This window comes from Prosthecobacter sp. SYSU 5D2 (genome assembly GCF_039655865.1).
Classification (GTDB): domain Bacteria; phylum Verrucomicrobiota; class Verrucomicrobiia; order Verrucomicrobiales; family Verrucomicrobiaceae; genus Prosthecobacter.
Window position 1 is genome coordinate 206,537 of record NZ_JBBYXL010000009.1, and the last position, 17,629, is coordinate 224,165.

12 protein-coding genes are annotated in these 17,629 nt (G+C 61.8%); 11 read left to right on the forward strand and 1 reads right to left on the reverse strand.

What is annotated here, in order from left to right; all coding sequences use genetic code 11:
- Positions 1-41 precede the first annotated feature (41 nt).
- The gene (locus tag WJU23_RS16770; RefSeq protein WP_346333756.1) at positions 42-956 is read left to right on the forward strand and encodes a PIG-L family deacetylase; all 915 of its coding nucleotides are present in this window, start codon (positions 42-44) and stop codon (positions 954-956) included.
- 49 nt (positions 957-1,005) lie between these two features.
- On the forward strand, positions 1,006-2,442 hold the full coding sequence (locus WJU23_RS16775; protein ID WP_346333757.1) for a neutral/alkaline non-lysosomal ceramidase N-terminal domain-containing protein: 1,437 nt from the start codon (positions 1,006-1,008) through the stop codon (positions 2,440-2,442).
- A gap of 116 nt (positions 2,443-2,558) precedes the next feature.
- Here WJU23_RS16775 and WJU23_RS16780 read toward each other — a convergent pair whose 3' ends face one another.
- Positions 2,559-3,647, reverse strand: coding sequence for a substrate-binding domain-containing protein (locus WJU23_RS16780; protein WP_346333758.1), 1,089 nt, complete (start codon positions 3,645-3,647; stop codon positions 2,559-2,561).
- A gap of 109 nt (positions 3,648-3,756) precedes the next feature.
- Here WJU23_RS16780 and WJU23_RS16785 point away from each other — a divergent pair, with 109 nt between their 5' ends.
- The 9 genes from WJU23_RS16785 (at position 3,757) to WJU23_RS16825 (ending at position 17,484) form a co-directional block, all read left to right on the forward strand.
- The gene (locus tag WJU23_RS16785; RefSeq protein ID WP_346333759.1) at positions 3,757-4,725 is read left to right on the forward strand and encodes an alpha/beta hydrolase; all 969 of its coding nucleotides are present in this window, start codon (positions 3,757-3,759) and stop codon (positions 4,723-4,725) included.
- A 9-nt stretch (positions 4,726-4,734) separates the two neighbouring features.
- Complete coding sequence (locus tag WJU23_RS16790) at positions 4,735-5,502, forward strand: aldolase/citrate lyase family protein (RefSeq protein WP_346333760.1); 768 nt, start codon at positions 4,735-4,737, stop codon at positions 5,500-5,502.
- A gap of 8 nt (positions 5,503-5,510) precedes the next feature.
- Positions 5,511-7,439, forward strand: a complete 1,929-nt coding sequence (locus WJU23_RS16795) for an FAD-dependent oxidoreductase (RefSeq protein WP_346333761.1) — start codon at positions 5,511-5,513, stop codon at positions 7,437-7,439.
- A gap of 36 nt (positions 7,440-7,475) precedes the next feature.
- Positions 7,476-8,576: an exo-alpha-sialidase gene (locus tag WJU23_RS16800; RefSeq protein WP_346333762.1), complete on the forward strand. Its 1,101-nt coding sequence runs from the start codon at positions 7,476-7,478 to the stop codon at positions 8,574-8,576.
- Positions 8,573-9,790, forward strand: coding sequence for an MFS transporter (locus WJU23_RS16805; protein ID WP_346333763.1), 1,218 nt, complete (start codon positions 8,573-8,575; stop codon positions 9,788-9,790). Before WJU23_RS16800 ends, WJU23_RS16805 begins: the two co-directional genes overlap by 4 nt.
- A 33-nt stretch (positions 9,791-9,823) precedes the next feature.
- Entirely contained in the window at positions 9,824-10,888 is a 1,065-nt protein-coding gene (locus WJU23_RS16810) for a sialidase family protein (protein ID WP_346333764.1), read from the forward strand.
- Positions 10,889-10,916: 28 nt separating this feature from the next.
- Positions 10,917-12,530 carry a sialidase family protein gene (locus WJU23_RS16815; protein ID WP_346333765.1) on the forward strand — a complete coding sequence of 538 codons (1,614 nt, stop codon included), beginning with the start codon at positions 10,917-10,919 and terminating at the stop codon, positions 12,528-12,530.
- A gap of 14 nt (positions 12,531-12,544) precedes the next feature.
- The gene (locus WJU23_RS16820) at positions 12,545-13,882 is read left to right on the forward strand and encodes a polysaccharide pyruvyl transferase family protein (protein ID WP_346333766.1); all 1,338 of its coding nucleotides are present in this window, start codon (positions 12,545-12,547) and stop codon (positions 13,880-13,882) included.
- A gap of 107 nt (positions 13,883-13,989) precedes the next feature.
- Positions 13,990-17,484 carry a PVC-type heme-binding CxxCH protein gene (locus WJU23_RS16825; RefSeq protein ID WP_346333767.1) on the forward strand — a complete coding sequence of 1,165 codons (3,495 nt, stop codon included), beginning with the start codon at positions 13,990-13,992 and terminating at the stop codon, positions 17,482-17,484.
- The last annotated feature ends 145 nt before the right edge of the window (positions 17,485-17,629 follow it).

Here is a 17,629-nt window from a genome sequence, read left to right on the forward strand (position 1 = left end):
CTGACTCCAGGGTGGGCTTTGCGGTATGATCGTGATAATCTATGAAACGACCTGCCCTGCTGCATTGCGTGATGTTGTGCCTGTCTGTGAATCTGCTTTTTCCTATGGAGGCGGGGGCGGTGGAGAATGATGGGAAGCTGCGCATTGTGGTGTTTGGGGCGCACCCGGATGATGCCCAATACAAGGCGGGCGGAACGGCGGCAAAGTGGGCGAAGCTGGGGCACCACGTGAAGCTGGTGTCCGTGACGAACGGCGACATCGGCCACTGGCAGTCGGCCGGGGGGCCGCTGGCGCAGCGGCGGCTGGCGGAGGTGAAGAAGGCGGATGCCATCGTGGGCGCGGAGACGCAGGTGCTGGACATCCATGACGGGGAGCTGATGCCGACCCTGGAGAACCGGCAGAAGATCATCCGCATCATCCGGGAATACCGGGCGGACATTGTGATCTCGCACCGGCCGTGGGACTACCATCCGGACCACCGGTATGTGGGCATCCTGGTGCAGGATGCGGCGTTCATGGTGACGGTGCCGTATATTTGCAGCGATGTACCTCCGCTGAAAAAGAACCCGGTGTTTTTGTATTCGAGCGATGGTTTTCAGAAGCCGTATCCCTTCCAGGGGGACATTGTGGTATCAGTGGATGATGTGTTTGACCAAAAGCTGGCGGCCATCCATGAGATGCCCTCCCAGCACTATGAAGGCGGCGCGGGCGGCAGCGAGGAGCATGTGCAGCGGGTGCCAAGTGAGGCGGATGAGGCGGGGCGGAAGGCCTGGCTGAGGGACCGGTGGACACAGAGGCAGAGCGGGGAGGCCAAGCGCTTCCGTGAGGGGCTGCTGAAGTGGTATGGGCCGGAAAAGGGGGCGGAGGTGAAGTATGCCGAGGCTTTTGAAATCTGCGAATACGGGCGCAAACCGACGCCTGAGGAGATCCGGATTCTGTTTCCGTTTTTTCCGTAGCCACGCATCTGTTGTGAGAGCGGGGTCCATGGCGGCGTAGGTAGTGGGCATGAAGTCCAACCAACGGCGTCTGTTATCCTGTGTGTGTTTTCTGGGCCTGTGTGTGGCCCTGATGGCGGCGGAGAAACCGAAGCCGGTGTTTAGGGCGGGTGCGGCGGCGGTGGACATCACGCCGGAGCATTTCCCGATGAACATGCCGGGCGGCTTCAGCGCGAAGATGGCGGAGAAGGCGCATGATCCGTTTCACTCGCGGGCGCTGGTGATGGCGGATGGGGAGACGACTGTGGCGATGGTGGTGGTGGATCAGCTCGGAGCGGGACCGGAGGTGCTGGACGAGGCGAAAAAACGCGCTTCGGAAAAGACCGGCATCCCAATGGCTAACATGATGATCAGCTCCACGCATACGCACACGGGGCCGTCCTTGAACACACGCAGCGAAGCCAGTGCGAAATATTATGAAAAATTTGTCGCGGGTGTGGCGGATTCCATCGCGCAGGCACATGGCGCGCTGAAACCGGCGGCGATGGGCGCGGCGGCGGCGCCGCTGGCGGAGGAGGTGTTTAACCGGCGGTGGTATGTAAAGGAGGACAAGATGCCGAAGAATCCGTTTGGCCGGTTTGACCGGGTGAAGACGAATCCGGGGACGAGCCCGGACGTGATCGAGCGGCCCGCCGGACCGACGGACCCGGACATCACGATCCTGTCCATCCAGGATGCGAAGCGGAAGCCGGTGGCGCTTTATGCGAACTACTCGCTGCACTACGTGGGCGGTGTGCCGGAGGGCCAGATGTCGGCGGATTACTTTGGCGAATTTGCGCGTCTGATGCCTTCGCGCATCAAGGGAAATGATGACTTCGTGGCGATGATGTCCAACGGAACATCGGGAGACATCAACAACATCCCTTTTGGCGTGACAAGGCCTCCGCGTGAGCCGTTTGAGCAGATCCGCATCGTGGCGCAGAAGGCGGCGGACACGGCATGGAATGCCTGGCGGAAGATAAACAAACATGAGAACGATGTGCGGCTGGGCATGGTGCAACGGGAGGTGACTTTGAAATATCGGAAACCATCCTCCCAGGAAGTGGCGGAGGCGAAGGCAGTGCTGGCGGTGAAGGACAAAGATGCCATCGCCCAGATGCCACGGCTGGCGCAGAACTATGCACGCAGCACAGTCAGCGCCGCCGAGCGCCCGGAGGAAACCGTGACCGTGCAGATCCAGGCGCTGCGGATCGGGAACTTTGCGGTGTGCGCGATCCCATTTGAGGTGTTTGTGGAGATCGGCCTGGATTTGAAAAAGCGCAGCCCTTTCCCACAGACCATGGTGGTGGGGTTGGCCAACGGGCGGCACGGGTATCTGCCGACACTGGAGCAACATTCGTTAGGCGGTTATGAGACGTGGATCGGCACCTGCCGCGTGCAGGAAGATACGTCGGTCATTTTGACGGATCATCTGCTGGAGATGCTGGCGGAGCTGAAGGGGGAGTAGCGTCCATCAAAAGGCGTCATCACGGCTGCACCTCTGCCGTGCTGCGGAGACTTATGGCAACATTGGATATCCATTTTATCCAATTATAGCCATTTATAGCCAATATTTGGCGAAGCCTACACCGTCTCGCCGGCGACGAAGGCGGGGACGAGGCGGGTAGTTTTGGGGGGGAGGGTGCCGGTTTCGGCGAGCTGGCGGGCGGCGGTGGAGACGCGGCGGACGTAGTCCGGGATGCTGATGCTGTAACGGGTGACGGCGGGGACGGTGGCGGCGAAGAAGGGATCGTCATCGCGGGAGATGACGGCGATGTCATGAGGAATTCTCAGACCGCGACGGAGGAGGTGCATGGTGACGGTGAAGGCATGAATGGCGCGGGCGACGATGATGGAGGTGGGCGGATGTGCGGAGGCGAGGGCGGCATCGAGCAGGCGGCAGAGGTGGGCATTGCTGCCGTCATGGCGGAGGACGTGGAGATGGATGCCGGGGCTGGGTGTGAGGGATTCGCGCAGGCCGAGCTCGCTGTCGGCATCGCCATCGAAGGAGTCCAGGGGAAGGGCGAGAGCGAGGTTGCGGTGGCCTTTGCGCAGGAGCAGGGCACCGGCATGGCGGCAGGCGGCACGGTGATCCACATCCAGGGACGGGAGGGGCAGACCGGCGCGGCAGGAGCCGATGATGAGGCAGGGAATTTTGTTCTCAATGAACCAGCGCTGCATGGGCTCGCGCGAACCGAAGATGAGCCAGACGGTGCCGGGATGGCTGGCGATGAGCTTTTCCAATGCGCGGGCGGGATGGGCGGAGAAGCAGCGCGGGCTGACGTGCAGATCGCTCTCGAATCCGGCACGGGTGAGGCTTTCACGAAGTGAGTGAAGGAGGATCATCCGCCGGGTATGGAGGGACTGAAAGGGGGTGGCCATGAGCAGGCCGACGGTGTGGCGCTGGGCCAGGCGGGGCCGTTTGGACAGGGGCTTCAAGATGCGGCGGCGGGAGCGGACGGAGACTTCGACGAGGTCTTCGGCCTCCAGTTCCTTGAGGGCGGCGCGGAGGGTTTTGCGGCCGACCTGGAGGGCTTGGGCGAGGTCGCGCTCGGCAGGGAGATGGCCGGTCCACAAGCCGGTGCGGATGCCTTTGCGAAGAGCGCTGACGGTCTGGGTGACCAGGGAGATGCGCTGGGGAAGCGGAGTCTGGAAGGTGGGGCGGGCTTTCATGACGGTGGTTTCCACAGGGAACCAGCAGGCTAACATTGCCCCGGACGCCTGTGCAAGCGCATGATGCATGCGAAACCAATCGCAGACGCCCATGTTCACCCCACCCGCCATGAACGTTCTAGCAGCAGCCGTGCTGTGCCTGGCCTTGCTGACGGATGCGGTCCTGGCGGGGGCGGCGCCAAAGCCAGTGGATGACGCGGTGCCGCCGGTGATGCCGACGCGCGCGGATGTGGCCTATGGCACGCATCCGAAGCAGGTGCTGCATTTCTGGCAGGCGAAGACGGAGGGACCTGCACCGCTGATCTTTTTCATTCATGGCGGCGGCTGGGTGGCGGGACACCGGCTGAGCACTTTGGGCACGTTTCTGGAAGAGGTGCTGGCGGAGGGCATCTCGGTGGTGTCCATCGAATACCGGTTTGTGACGGAGGCGCTGATGGCCGGAGTGAATCCACCGGTTCAGTGGCCGATGGAAGATGCGGCGCGGGCTTTGCAATTCGTGCGCAGCCAGGCGGCGGAGTGGAACATTGACAAAACGCGCATCGCGGCCTGCGGGAGCTCCGCCGGGGCCTGCACGAGCCTGTGGCTGGCCTTTCAGGATGACCTGGCGGATGCGGCCAGCAGCGACCCGGTGGCGCGCGAATCCACGCGGCTGTTTTGCGTGGCGGCGCATCTGGCCCAGACGACGCTGGACCCGCAGCAGATGCAGGAATGGACGCCTAACAGCAGGTATGGCGGCCATGCGTTTGGATTTATGCCGGACCCGGCGGATCTGACGACAAGAGACACGCGGTTTGCCCAGTTCCTGGCGGCGCGGGAAAGTCTGATGCCGTGGATCCAGCGCTATTCACCGTATGCGCTGGTGAGCGCGGATGATCCGCCGGTGTATCTGTATTACCGAACGCCTCCGGCGATGGGGCAGCCGGACAAGGATCCCACCCATAGCGCTAATTTTGGCGTGAAGCTGCAGGAGCGCTGCCGGGCAGAATCGGTGGAATGCGAGATGTTTTATCCGGGTGCTGAAAACGCCGTGCATCGGACGATACAATCTTATTTAATCTCACGCCTGAAGGCTCCCTGAACAACTCTTATGTCCCCTTCCCTTGTCCTGCAAAAATTAGCCAAAGGCCAGACGGTGGTCTGTGCGAAGGCCTGCTATACTGACCCTGAACTGGTGGAGATGATCGCCTCATCCGGATACGATGCGGTGTGGATCTGCATGGAGCACAAACGCATGGATGCTGCGATGGTGTATTCGATTATCCAGGCGTGCAGGCTGGGCGGGGCGGATGCACTGATCCGGGTGAAGCCGTCGAACTACACGGATGTGCTGCACCTGATCGAATGCGGAGCGCGCGGCATCATGCTGCCGCGAGTGAGGCATCCGGATGAGGTGCGGGCGGTGGTACAGGCAATGAATTTTCCGCCGCTAGGGGTGCGGGGTTTTGACGGCATCCATGCGGAGGCGGACTTTGGGCGTATCCCGGCAGCGGAGTATCTGGCAACGGCGAACGAAGGGAACTTTTTGGTGGTGCAGATCGAGGAACCGGAGGTGCTGGTGCATGTGGATGAGATCGCGGCGATGCCGGGCGTGGACATCCTTTTTGTTGGGCCTGCGGACCTGACGCTGGGCCTGGGCAAATTTGGCCAGACGGGCGACCCGGAGGTGCGGGCGATTTTGCAAATAGTGGCCGATGCCTGCAAACGGCACGGCAAGGTGGCAGGCATCCCCTGTGCGCCGGAGCAGGTGGCGGACTACCGGGCGATGGGCTTTGAGTTTTTCAATGTCATCAGTGACTACCGTTGTGTTTTCCATGGCATGAAGGCGGCGCGGGCGGCGGTGGGAATCGAGAAATAAAAACCATCATGTCGCACGTCACGGAACAGCTTTTGAAATGTGATCTCCTGGTGGCAGGAGGGGGCATTTCTGGTGTTTGCTGCGCGCTGGCGGCGGCGCGGCTGGGGGCGCGGGTGATCCTGTGCCAGGACCGGTCCGTGCTGGGCGGCAATGCCTCCAGCGAGGTGCGGATGCACATTGTGGGGGCGACGGGGCTGGGTGGCGGCACGGCGCTGGAGGCGGAGCTGCGAGAGGGTGGCATCATTGAGGAACTGCGGCTGGACCTGGCGGTGCAAAATCCGCAACGGTCATCAGCGATGATGGACCTGCTGCTGTATGACAAATGCAGGCGTGAGCCTAACATTGAGTTGCATCTGAATACGACGGTGGTGAGGGCAGTAGTGGAAGGCGGACTGATCCGTGAGGTGCATGCAGAGCGGCCTTTGACGGAGGAGCGGCTCATCATCCGGGCGCGCACTTTTGTGGACTGCACGGGGGATGGGCGACTGGGCGTGGAGGCGGGTGCGCCTTATATGCAGGGGCGCGAGGGGCAGGCGGACTATGGTGAATCGCTGGCGCAGGAAGTGGCGGACAAGAAGACACTGGGCTCGACGATTCTGTTCCAGGCCAGGCGACATGCGCAGCCGATGCCCTTCACGGCTCCGCCGTGGGCGAGACGGATGAAGGCGGAGGATTTTAAGCTGCGGCCTTTTGGTAAAGATGGATCGGACCTAGGGCTGGAGTATGGTTACTGGTGGATCGAATGGGGCGGGTGCCTGGATACGCTGAAGGACAATGAACGCATCCGTGATGAGCTGCTGGCGATCACCCTGGGAGTGTGGGACTTTGTGAAAAATCACTCGTCGGTGGATGCCTCTCATTGGGCGCTGGAGTGGATTGGTTTTCTGCCGGGCAAAAGGGAGAGCAGACGGTTTATCGGCCAGCATGTGCTGAGTGAAAGAGATCTGATAGAATCGCGCCCATTTGAGGATGCGATTGCGTATGGAGGCTGGCCGATTGACACGCATCCGCCGGAAGGCGTAGATGCGCCGGAGCTGCCGCCGTGTACGCAGCATCACCTGCCCTGGCTGTATGACATTCCTTTGAGTTCGTGCATCTCCGCCGGGCCGCGTAATCTGATGTTTGCGGGGCGGAATCTTTCCGCCACGCACATTGCCTTTGCCTCCACGCGGGTGATGGCAACATGCGCGGTGGTGGGCCAGGGCGTGGGGACGGCAGCGGCGATGGCGCTGCGTGAGGGGGTGGATGCGGCGAACATTGTGCAACATCCGGAACTGATGCGAGCGATCCGGCAGCGGCTTTTGAGGGAGGATTGTTTTCTGCTCGGGGCGGTGAATGAGGATGATGGGGACCTGGTGCGCCAGGCATCCGGCATCGTGGCGTCCAGTTCGCAAGCCGGGTCCGGGCCGGAGGAAATCCGCAGCAGCCAAACGAGGTCGGTTCATGGGTCACCAGAGACATCAAAAGAGGCAGCGGGCAATCTTTGGGATGAGGTGCTGAGTGGTGAGACCGTTGGTGGCGCAGTGACCTGCGCACCGCCTGGGCGGGCGGTTCCAGGGCTGCACCGATGGATGAGCGACCCTGCTGAAGGGCTGCCTGCGTGGCTGGAGATCCAGTGGGAAACGGGTGTGCGGCTGAGCGAGGTGAGCCTGATTTTTGACACGGGCCTGCACCGGCTGCTGACGCTGTCGCAGGCGGATGGCTATACCCAAAAGATGTGCTGGGGCCGCCCGCAGCCGGAGACGGTGAAGAACTATGCCATCAGCCTGCAAACGGCGAAGGGGTTTGTGGAGATCGGCACCTTCCGTGACAATTACCAACGCCGCCGGGTGCATGGCTTTGAACCGGTGGACGATGTCATGGCTTTACGCATCACGATTCACGCGACGAACGGGATTGACCATGCGCGGCTGGTGGAAGTGCGCGCCTACGCCTAACTATTTATGAGACTAACAACACATTCGATTTTTTTGATGACTGTCCTTCTGACAGGGTCCCCTGCCCTGCGGGCAGCGGAGGCGGTGATCCCGGCGAGCAAGGAGGTGCATGTGCTTGCGGCCTCGGCAGACACACCGGAGCTGCCTTACCTGGCGTTTCCGGCGGTGCTGGACCTGGGTGAGGAAGTGCTGATTTCCTTTAAACAGGGGCGGTCCCATGCGGCGGATCCGGGCGCGGTGCTGGAGGGACTGTGGATCCAGCGCAGCAGCGGGGCGGTGAAGGCGCGCCGCACGCTGGCGAAGATTGACGGCGAGATCATGCAGATGGGTGAGTGGGTGCGCTTTGCCAATGGGGACATCACCAATTACATTGATGCGCAGCGCAAGGAGGCACCGACACGCACGGGGCTGCGCTTTATCCGGTCCACGGATGGCGGGCGCAGCTTTGGGAAAGTGGAGCGGCTGGGGGTGGTGGACGGGGTGGAGTATGGGTATGCCTTTGATGCGATCACCCAGGGCAAGACGACGTGGATGCTGGTGATGACCTTTGCCAATCTGACGGGCGGTGAGCTGGTTTTTAAACGCGGCAGCCAGCCGGGATCGGTGGATGTGATCCGCACGGAGGATGATGGCGGCACGTGGAAGTTTGTGCGCAGCATCACGCGTGAGCTTGACGGCGCGCCCATCAATGAGAGTGCGTTTATTCGCGACGGGGAGGATTTTTTGGTGACGGCGCGTGGCTATGACAACCGGCAGTGGCTGCTGCGGATGGATGATGAATTTAAGCTGAAGAAGCGGGTGGACCTGACGGCGGAGCATGACTTTATCCAGTCCTATGTCGGGCGGCCCAGGCTCTTCATCAAAGACGGCGGCTTTTATCTGCTGGGGCGCAACTGGACGGACAAGGGGCCGATGAAACTGAGCCTGTTCAAGCTGGATGCGGAGACGCTGGGCATCACGCGGCATGTGCTGCTGGACAATGCGGAGGCTGAGCCGGTGGCGGACGGATACTATGCGCAGCCGTACTGGCAGGAGCGCGAGGGCCGGATGCGGTTCAATGTGATCAATTACAAAAGGGGAGCGCAGCCAGGGCCTGACATCGTGCGGCTGGAATACGACTGGGAGGAGGTGAAATGAACCGTGCGTGGCTTGTGGTGGCGGTGCTGTGGGTGGTGGCGGTCCTGAACTATCTGGACCGCATCATGATCACGACGATGCGGGATTCACTGACGGAGGTGATCCCGATGACGGATGCGCAGTTCGGTCTTTTGACATCGGTTTTCCTGTGGGTGTATGGGCTGCTGAGCCCGTTGGCGGGTTTTTTGGCGGACCGCTTCAACCGCTGCCGACTGATCATCATCAGCCTGTTTGTGTGGTCGCTGCTGACATGGCTGACGGGTTATGCGAAGACGTTTGAGCAGCTCATCGTGGTGCGTGCGCTGATGGGGGTGAGCGAGGCGGCGTATCTGCCTGCGGCGCTGGCTTTGATCGCAGATTATCATCGCGGCAGTACGCGGTCGCTGGCCACGGGCATTCACATGACGGGCCTGAGCGTGGGCACAGGCCTGGGCGGCGTGGGCGGCTGGCTGGCGGAGAAACAGGGGTGGAGCTTTGCGTTTGAGGTGTTTGGGATTTTCGGCATCGGTTATGCCATCGTGCTCCTCTGGCTTCTGCGTGAGGCACCGCAGGAGAAGGCGGCCGTGGACACGGCGGGGCTGCCAGTTTTGGTCCCCAAAGCGCGGCTGGGCGAGGCGCTGGTGAGCCTCTTCAGCCGGGGCTCGTTCATTCTGCTGGTGGTTTACTGGAGCCTTTTCGGTCTGGCAGGCTGGGCGGTGATGGGCTGGATGCCGACATATTTCAAAGAGAACTTCGACCTGCAGCAAGGCGCGGCGGGCATCTCTGCCACGGCCTTTCTGGCGGGCGCAATGCTGCTGGGCAAGCTGGTGGGCGGAGCCTGGGCTGACCGCTGGACGCGGACGAATCCGCGTGCGCGCATCCTGGTGCCTGCCATCGGCATGTTTATCGGTGCGCCGGCGATATTCCTCGTGGCAGGCACTAGCACGCTGGCCATCGCCATCGCGGGCCTGTCCATCTACGGCATGATGCGGTCGTTTTCGGATTCGAACCTGATGCCGGTCCTGTGCCAGGTCTCAGACCCGCGCTACCGGGCCACGGGGTATGGGGTGCTGAACATGTTCGCCTGCATCATCGGCGGCCTAACTATTTATGCCGGAGGCGCGATGCGGGATGCCCAGGTGGGTGTGGACACCTTGTTTCAATCGGCCGCCGTAGGGCTGCTCATCTGCGGGGTGCTGATGCTGATGGTGAAACCGGCGAAGACTGCTTCTTGAGTGTTTTCCTTCCATGAATTTACCTTTTCGATCATGAAACTGCACCTCCTGACATGGCTCTTTTTCACTGGGGTATTCAACGCCGGTTCCATCCGGGGTGAAGTGGCGACGGAGCCTGAGGACATCGTCCGTTACGTGGCGGTGGACAATGTCTGTGCGTGGCCAAATTTGACGTTGCTGAAGGATGGCAGTATTGCGGCCATCATCCATAACCAGCCCAGCCATGCGCGAATGGAAGGTGACATTGACTGCTGGACCAGCCGCGACGGGGCGATGTGGGAAAAGCGTGCGCAACCGGCCCCGAATGCGCCTGGCACAGTGCGCATGAATGTGGCGGCAGGCAAGGCGACAAATGGCGACCTGGTGGTGCTGTGCTCGGGCTGGACGCTGAAGAATGGCGCGCCCAAGACGGTGCTGCCCTGCTGGGTGACGAGGTCCGCCGACAGCGGAAGCACCTGGGAGGTGATCCGCGCCTTTCCCGAGGCTGAGCCAGGGTGGACGCACTTTGTGCCGTTTGGCCCCATCCTGCCGGGGGAGGATGGACGGTTACACACTTCTTGTTATGCTCGCGGCCTGGAAGACCGGAATGCGCGGCAGGTCTGGCACTTTGCCAGCAGGGACGAGGGCAGGACGTGGAAGCGTGGCGCGGTGATCGGCCAGGATCACAATGAGACCTCGATCTTCCATCTGGGCGGGAAACGCTGGCTGGCGGCTGCGCGAAACAATGCGGCCGCCCACGTGGTGCTTTTCCGTTCGGATGATGACGGTGAGAGCTGGCAGGGAGGTGAGCCCATCACCGCAAACCGCGAGCTGAACGCGCATCTGCTGCGCCTGGCGGATGGCCGAATTTTGCTGTCCTATGGCAATCGATCACCAGGGGAGTTTGGCGTCCTGGCCAAATTCAGCACGGATGAAGGCCGCACCTGGAGCACCCCCGTCCGGCTGGCACACAGCCTGTCATCGGACTGCGGTTATCCCAGCAGTGTGCAGCGTGCGGATGGGCGCATCGTGACGGCTTTTTATTCCGCATCGGCTGTAAACCATGAGCGCTATCACATGGGTGTGGCCATCTGGAAAGCTCCTGATTTCAAACCCTGAAACGTTTAAACTCATTCCTTTTATAAGCATGATCCGCATCCTTTGTTTGATCCCATTGCTGGCCTGCGCGCTCCAGGCGGCCGATGACAACGACGGTATTGAGTGGCTGGTACAATACGATGGCAAAGCTGTACCTGAGGCCCCTTGGAGGGTCATTGGGCAGCCGAAGGCAAGTCTTCAAGAGGATGGGCTTTTGCTGACGGATGATTCTGCTGAGTTCGGTTATTATCGTGCGCCGTGGAAGGCTGCGCCGGGTAATGAGATCATTGTGGAAGCAACGGTCAAAGCGGGTGCGGCCACGGGATCACAAAGGAACAAACCTTCCACTTCGCTCTGGCCCTGGCGCGATGGGGCACCGGTGATGGTGCAGGTGAGCGATGGCGTGCATCAGGAAGGACTGGTGCTCTTTCCTGCACAAGCCACAAGCTTTACGGACCGCTTCATCCCCATGGATACGACGAACCGTTTTCATACTTACCGGCTGGTCATCCACGGCACGCACATGAGCATGTGGGTGGATGGTGAACTGAAGGTGGAGGGGCAGAATGCGTTCTGGAAAAAGGCGGACAGCTCGGAGCCTTTTATCCAGTTTGGATCCAGTGCGAAAACCGCGACGGGGGAGGCGCATTGGAAGTCAGTCAGGCTGGGTATTCGCAAGGCGTCAGCAAAGCCGAAGGCTGCGCCTGTCAAGATCACCGTCAGCGAGCCCTGGGACTTGACACGTCAGGAGGTGCGGCAGACGCGGCCTTATTTGTATGACATGGGCCAAGGCCTGCTGCTGATGAGCGTGGCCCAGGGGCCGGATGCTTTTTATGAACCGTATGGGCTGCTGAAATCCACGGATGCCGGCAAGACCTGGGCACCCATTCCAGGGCTGGACCAGCTAGACACCACTCCCCTGCCCGTGCTGCGCCGGCCGGATGGCAGCATCCTGGCCGTGTCCCGCTGGACCTGGTTGCAGGCGGATGGCAGCGTGCAGGGCAAAACCGTGCATCTGAACGCCGATGCCACGCAGTTCACCATGCACGACAACCGGATCCATTTGCCGAAACAATACGCCAATGAGACAAAGGGAGATCAGACCATCTGCGAGCGTCACATCTGGAATGATGCGGATGGCGGTGTGACGATGGTCCTGTGGACACGCAAGGCGGTACCCATGGCCGATGGCCGCAAAAAAACTGAACGCATGTCCCACCTGATGCGGTCCACGGACAACGGCCTGACGTGGAACTATTTCTCCACCATCGGCCCCGGCGGCGAGCCTGCGGTGGTACGGCTTTCGGATACGAAAATGACAGCGGTCATCCGTGGCGACCGGGACTCGCGGATGAAGCAGATGTTTTCTCATGATGGCGGCAAGACCTGGGATGAACCGGTCTCGCTAGAGGTGGGCAAGGTGCTGCCGGATCTCGTGCTGATGAGTAATGGCGTGCTTGCATGCAGCTATGGCCGGCCTGCGTCCTGCCTGATGTTCAGCCTGGATGGCGGCAAGACCTGGCCTTCCCACCATGTCATCTCAGACCGGGTGGGTTTCAATTACACCAGCATCCGCGAGATCTCACCCGGGCGGCTTCTTTACATCCACGATGCGCCGAAGATGAATGCGATGTACATTGATGTTGAGCGGGCCGGGGAATGAGGCAGCATCGTTGGATGAACCGCCGCCAATTTTTTACCACGGGTGCTGCTGCGCTGGCCTGTCCTGTTTTTGCTGACACGAAGGGCCGTCCGCCGCGCATCCTGCTGAGGCCGGGGACGTATCAGAATGGCAACATCGGAGACATTGCGCACTCGCCAGGGGCACTGCGGATGTTTGAGACGCTGTGGCCGGAAGCGGAGATGACTTTGTGGCCGCGCGGCATCAGCCCGGAGGCGAAGGCGAGCCTGGAAAAAAACTTCCCGCGTCTGCGAATCGTGGAGGGGGAAATCAAGAGCAAAGGGGAGCTGACGACGCCGGAGCTGAGGGCGGCGTGGAAGGAGGCGGACTTCATGCTGCATGGCTCCGCACCGGGATTCAAAGGCGGTGAATACCTGCCTGCGTGGCGGGCGGCGGGCGGAAAGCCGTATGGGCTATTTGGCATCACGAACGATCCGCTCTCCGGCATCAATGGCAGCTTTCCAGAAGGCGGGACGCTGAAGCAACTGCGGGCGGCGATCGAGGCGCTGCCGAAGGATCATCTGCGCTCCGGCACGCGCACGCTGCTGAACGGGGCCTCTTTTGTCTTCTGCCGAGACAGCCTGTCGCAGCTTTATTTTGAGCGGCAGGGAGTGGCCAGCCCGCTGGCCTTTGGACCGGACAGCACCTTTGCGCTGCACCTGCGCGATGATGCGCGGGCGGCGGCCTATTTGCAGGAGCAGGGGCTGGAGGCGGACCGCTTCATCTGCGTGATCCCGAGGCTGCGCTACACGCCATCGGAAGCGGCGACCCGGGCGGCGGAAACGAAGGGCTCTGCGGCGAAGTCGGCGGTCAATGAACGCACACGCAAGGCGGACCACGAGAAGCTGCGGGGCCTGATCATCCGCTGGGTGCGGGAGACGGGGCAGAAGGTGCTGGCCTGCCCGGAGATGTCCTACGAAGTGGCGCTGGCGAAAGAGGAGCTGGTGGATCCGCTGCCGGAGGATGTGAAGGCGAAGGTGGTGTGGCGGAACAGCTACTGGCAGCCGGATGAGGCGGCCTCCATCTATGCGAAGGCGATGGCAGTGGTGAGCTGCGAATGCCACTCCCCCATCATCGCGCTGACCAACGGCACGCCGGCCTTCTACATCCGCCAGCCGACGGATACGGTGAAGGGACAGATGTATCATGACATCGGCGCAGGTGACTGGAACTTTGAGGTGGATGAAACAAGTGCGGATGAACTGTGGACGCGGCTGCAGCCCATCCACGCGGATCTGGCCCAAGCCCGTGAAAAGGTGAAAACGCTGATGGCAGGCGTGCAAAAGGTGCAGACCCGGATGGTGGAGGCGGTGCGGGCGAGCCTGGGGGCGTAAAAGCTGCCCATCGGGCTTGGCATCACAAAAACACCAGCACCGGTGTCAATCTGGCGGAGCGACAAGGGGGAAAGGATTCGTTATTACTTAACGTCTTCTCCCCCATCATGCTGCGCCTCACCTCCCTCTGCTTTCTTGCTCTCGGTTCCGCCCTTATTGGGGCTGAGCCAGTCACCCAAAAAATTGATGTGCTGGAGCTGATGAAGGCCGGTGAGGTGGAATACCACATCAACCCGAAGGCTGATTTCCATGATCCGGCCAAGGAGGTCTTCCAGCTCAACGACGGCCTGCTGAACATCAGCGGGCGGGGCTACGGCTACATGGTCACCAAGGAAAGCTACAAGGACTACCACCTGGTGGTGGAATTCAAATGGGGCCCAAAGACCTGGGGCAAACGCGAGGACCGTACCCGGGACAATGGCATCCTGGTCCACGCCTACGGCCCGCATGGAGCTTATGGCGACACCTGGATGGCGAGCATTGAGGCACAGATCATCGAAGGCGGCATTGGGGACATTTTGGTACTTTCCCCCAAGCTGGCCGACGGCACGGAGCTGGTCACCAGTGTCACGGCGGAGATCGAGCTGGACCGAGACAAAGAGAAGCGCTGGAAGAAGGGCGCCCCCCGGCAGGTGGTGACGAAAGGCCGCATCAACTGGGAAAAACGCGATGAGGACTGGGTGGACAAGATCAACTTCCGCGGCAAAAACGACCCGGATTCCCCAGTGGGTGAGTGGAACCGCCTGGAAGTCATCGCCAAAGGCGACACGCTGCAATACTTCGTCAACGGCCTGCTGGTGAACGAGGCCTTTGACTGCAAGCCCGCCGAGGGCCGCATCTGCATCCAGACGGAGGGCGCGCAGATGATCGTGCGCCGTTATGAACTTCATCCGTTAGGCCAGTTCACTGAAAAATGGAACCCCATCCAGGCCAGCGGCGGCAGCGATGTCAGCGTGCGGGACGGCCAGACAGCCGCCCTCTCCCCGGAGGAGTCCTTGAAAAAAATCCAGCTGGATGGCGACTATGAGGCGCAACTGGTGGCCGCTGAACCGCTCGTCATGGACCCGGTGGAAGTGACCTGGGATGCGGAAGGCCGACTGTACGTGGCGGACATGCGCGACTATCCGCTGGGGCCTGAGCCGGGCGAACCGGCCCTGTCCCGCATCCAGCTTCTCACCGATGAGGACGGCGACGGCCGCATGGACAAGGCCGTGACCTTTGCCGACCACGTGGACCATGTGCAGGGGCTGCTGCCCTACAACGGCGGGCTCATCGCCACCACCCGCACGCAGATTCTTTTCCTGAAGGACACCGACGGCGACGGCAAGGCGGACATCAATGAGCCTCTGATCAAGGGCTTCAATCCGCGCCACAGCCAGCTCCAGGTCAGCGCGCCGCGCTGGGGTCCGGATAACAAAGTGTATTTCAACAACGGCCTGGACTCCAAGGAGATCTATCCCGTGGTAGGCAGCGATCCGGCGAATGTCACCCGCTTCAATTTCCGCTGGGATCCGAAGACGGGCAAGATCGAGCCAACGAGCGGCTACGGCCAGTATGGCGGCGCGTTTGATGACTACGGGCGGCATTTCTTCTGCTCCAACCGCAACCCGCTGATGTTCGCCGTCATGCCGTATGAGGCCGTGATGCGGAACCCGTATGCCGGCATCGGCCAGGGGCATGAGGACATCGCCCCGGCAGGTGCGGAGACGCGAGTGTATCCGCTCATGATCACGCACACCACCGCAGATGCGCATGCGGGGACAAACACCGCTTGCAGCGGTCTGGGAGTGTATCGTGGGCCATTGATGCCGGAGCTGAAGAACAACGTCTTCGTGCCGGATCCGACCGGACAGCTCGTGACACGATACAAAGTGGAGCCCAAGGGCGCCTCCCTGAAAGCCACGCGTGTGGGTGACCGCACGGAGTTTTTCCGCAGCAGCGATGAATGGTGCCGCCCGGTGAACATGACCACCGGCCCGGACGGCGCGATGTACATCTGTGACATCTACCGCCGCTGGATTGACCACGCCCGCTTCTTCCCGGAGGAGTTTGTGAAGAACAACGACATGCGCCAGGGCGAAAACGAAGGCCGCATCTGGCGTATCGTGAAGAAGGGCCAGAAGGTGGCCAAAGTGGAGCCTGCGCCCAAGGATGCCGGGGAACTGAAAGCCTGGCTGAAGCACGAAAACGCCTGGCAGCGGGAGACCGCGCAGCGTCTGCTGGCGGAACAAGGCGCAGCCGGCGGCGGCGAAACCGTCGTGGACGCCAGCCGCAAGACCTTCTTTGACGTGCTCAACAAGCCAGATGCGGACGCCGCCGCAGACGCCGCCGTCATCCAAGCACGCGCGACCGCCATCAGCGAATCGCCGGAAGACGCCTGGATGACGCGGGCCGTCCTTAGCGCCAGCACGCACTCCGCCGGGGCAGTTCTGGACGCGGTGATCCGCCAGGGAAAAGTCACGCAGACCTATTCCGCCCAGCGCATGGAGACCCTGCGCTCCCTGGCCAGTGCAGCAGCGGCAGCAGGGCACCCAGATGACTTTGCCCTGGCCCTCAAAGGCGTGCAGGAACAGGCCGGCAAGCTGACCTGGTGGAAACCGGCCCTGCTGCAAGGCCTGGCGGAAGGCCTGCCCAAATCCGGCGGCAAGCTGGGTGCCAAAACCCTGGCCGCCTTTGTCGCCAAACCGCCCGCCGGGTCCGAGGCCGCAGCCACGGAAATCAGCGCCTTGCTCACCCTCGTGGATGAGGTCATGAGCGATGTCAAAGCGCCCCTGGACCAGCGCCTGGCCGTCATGCCCTTGCTGGCCCAGCGCCCCTGGGAAAAGGCCGAGCCCGTCCTGCGCACGCTGCTGAAAGACGGCCAGCCGACAGAGCTGCAAACCGCCGCCCTGGCCGTGCTGAAGAAGTATGGCGCGGACAAGGCCTCCCCTTTGGTCTATGACCTGCTGCCCACAGCCGGCCCCACCATCCGGCGGGATCTGGTGACGCTGCTCACCTCCAATGCCAAAACGGCGCTGGCCTTGTTCAAGCGCATGGACCAGGGCGAGTTCTCCCCTGCCCTGGTGGATGTGGAAACCCGCTGGCGCTACCAGCGCGGCACCGGTGAAATGCGCGACCTGGCCGTGAAGCTCTTCGGCCAGGCCAGCGAGGACCGCGCGGCGGTCATCACCAGCTACATGGACAGCCTGCATCTGAAAGGCAATGCCGCCAAAGGCCAGCAGGTCTTTTCCATGGTCTGCATCACCTGCCACAAACACGGCGACCTGGGCGTCGAAGTCGGCCCGCCCCTTTCCGATGTGAAGGCTAAGCCGCCGGAGGCGCTGCTGTCCGACATCCTGGACCCCAACCGCATGGTGGAGGCCCGCTGGTGCGCCTATACGGTGGAGACCAACGACGGGCGCCTGCTCAGCGGCCTCATCGTCGCCGAATCCGCCGACAACGTGACCCTCAAAATGATGGGAGGCCTGAGCGAAACCATCCAGCGCAGTCAAATTAAGAAGATGGTCAGCACCGACAAAAGCCTCATGCCCCCCGGCCTGGAAGCCGCCATCACCCAGGAACAGATGGCCGACCTCCTCGCCTTCCTCCGCGGAGCACCGTGAGGCATGTGCGGCCCTCCCCCCGCATCACGCGAAGAGCGTCCCAGAGGGCGGTGGCAAGCGCTCAAACGCGACACCTCTGTTCTTTGAAGGCGGTTTGCAGCCTAACGTAGTGTGTGACCGAATGGCATCGTTCGGCCAGGGCCTT

Excerpts from the sequence above, each read along its gene's own strand:
- WJU23_RS16770 (WP_346333756.1), top strand. The coding sequence starts at position 42 with ATGAAACGACCTGCCCTGCTGCATTGCGTGATGTTGTGCCTGTCTGTG.
- WJU23_RS16775 (WP_346333757.1), top strand. The coding sequence starts at position 1,006 with ATGAAGTCCAACCAACGGCGTCTGTTATCCTGTGTGTGTTTTCTGGGC.
- WJU23_RS16780 (WP_346333758.1), bottom strand. The coding sequence starts at position 3,647 with ATGAAAGCCCGCCCCACCTTCCAGACTCCGCTTCCCCAGCGCATCTCC.
- WJU23_RS16785 (WP_346333759.1), top strand. The coding sequence starts at position 3,757 with ATGAACGTTCTAGCAGCAGCCGTGCTGTGCCTGGCCTTGCTGACGGAT.
- WJU23_RS16790 (WP_346333760.1), top strand. The coding sequence starts at position 4,735 with ATGTCCCCTTCCCTTGTCCTGCAAAAATTAGCCAAAGGCCAGACGGTG.
- WJU23_RS16795 (WP_346333761.1), top strand. The coding sequence starts at position 5,511 with ATGTCGCACGTCACGGAACAGCTTTTGAAATGTGATCTCCTGGTGGCA.
- WJU23_RS16800 (WP_346333762.1), top strand. The coding sequence starts at position 7,476 with ATGACTGTCCTTCTGACAGGGTCCCCTGCCCTGCGGGCAGCGGAGGCG.
- WJU23_RS16805 (WP_346333763.1), top strand. The coding sequence starts at position 8,573 with ATGAACCGTGCGTGGCTTGTGGTGGCGGTGCTGTGGGTGGTGGCGGTC.
- WJU23_RS16810 (WP_346333764.1), top strand. The coding sequence starts at position 9,824 with ATGAAACTGCACCTCCTGACATGGCTCTTTTTCACTGGGGTATTCAAC.
- WJU23_RS16815 (WP_346333765.1), top strand. The coding sequence starts at position 10,917 with ATGATCCGCATCCTTTGTTTGATCCCATTGCTGGCCTGCGCGCTCCAG.
- WJU23_RS16820 (WP_346333766.1), top strand. The coding sequence starts at position 12,545 with ATGAACCGCCGCCAATTTTTTACCACGGGTGCTGCTGCGCTGGCCTGT.
- WJU23_RS16825 (WP_346333767.1), top strand. The coding sequence starts at position 13,990 with ATGCTGCGCCTCACCTCCCTCTGCTTTCTTGCTCTCGGTTCCGCCCTT.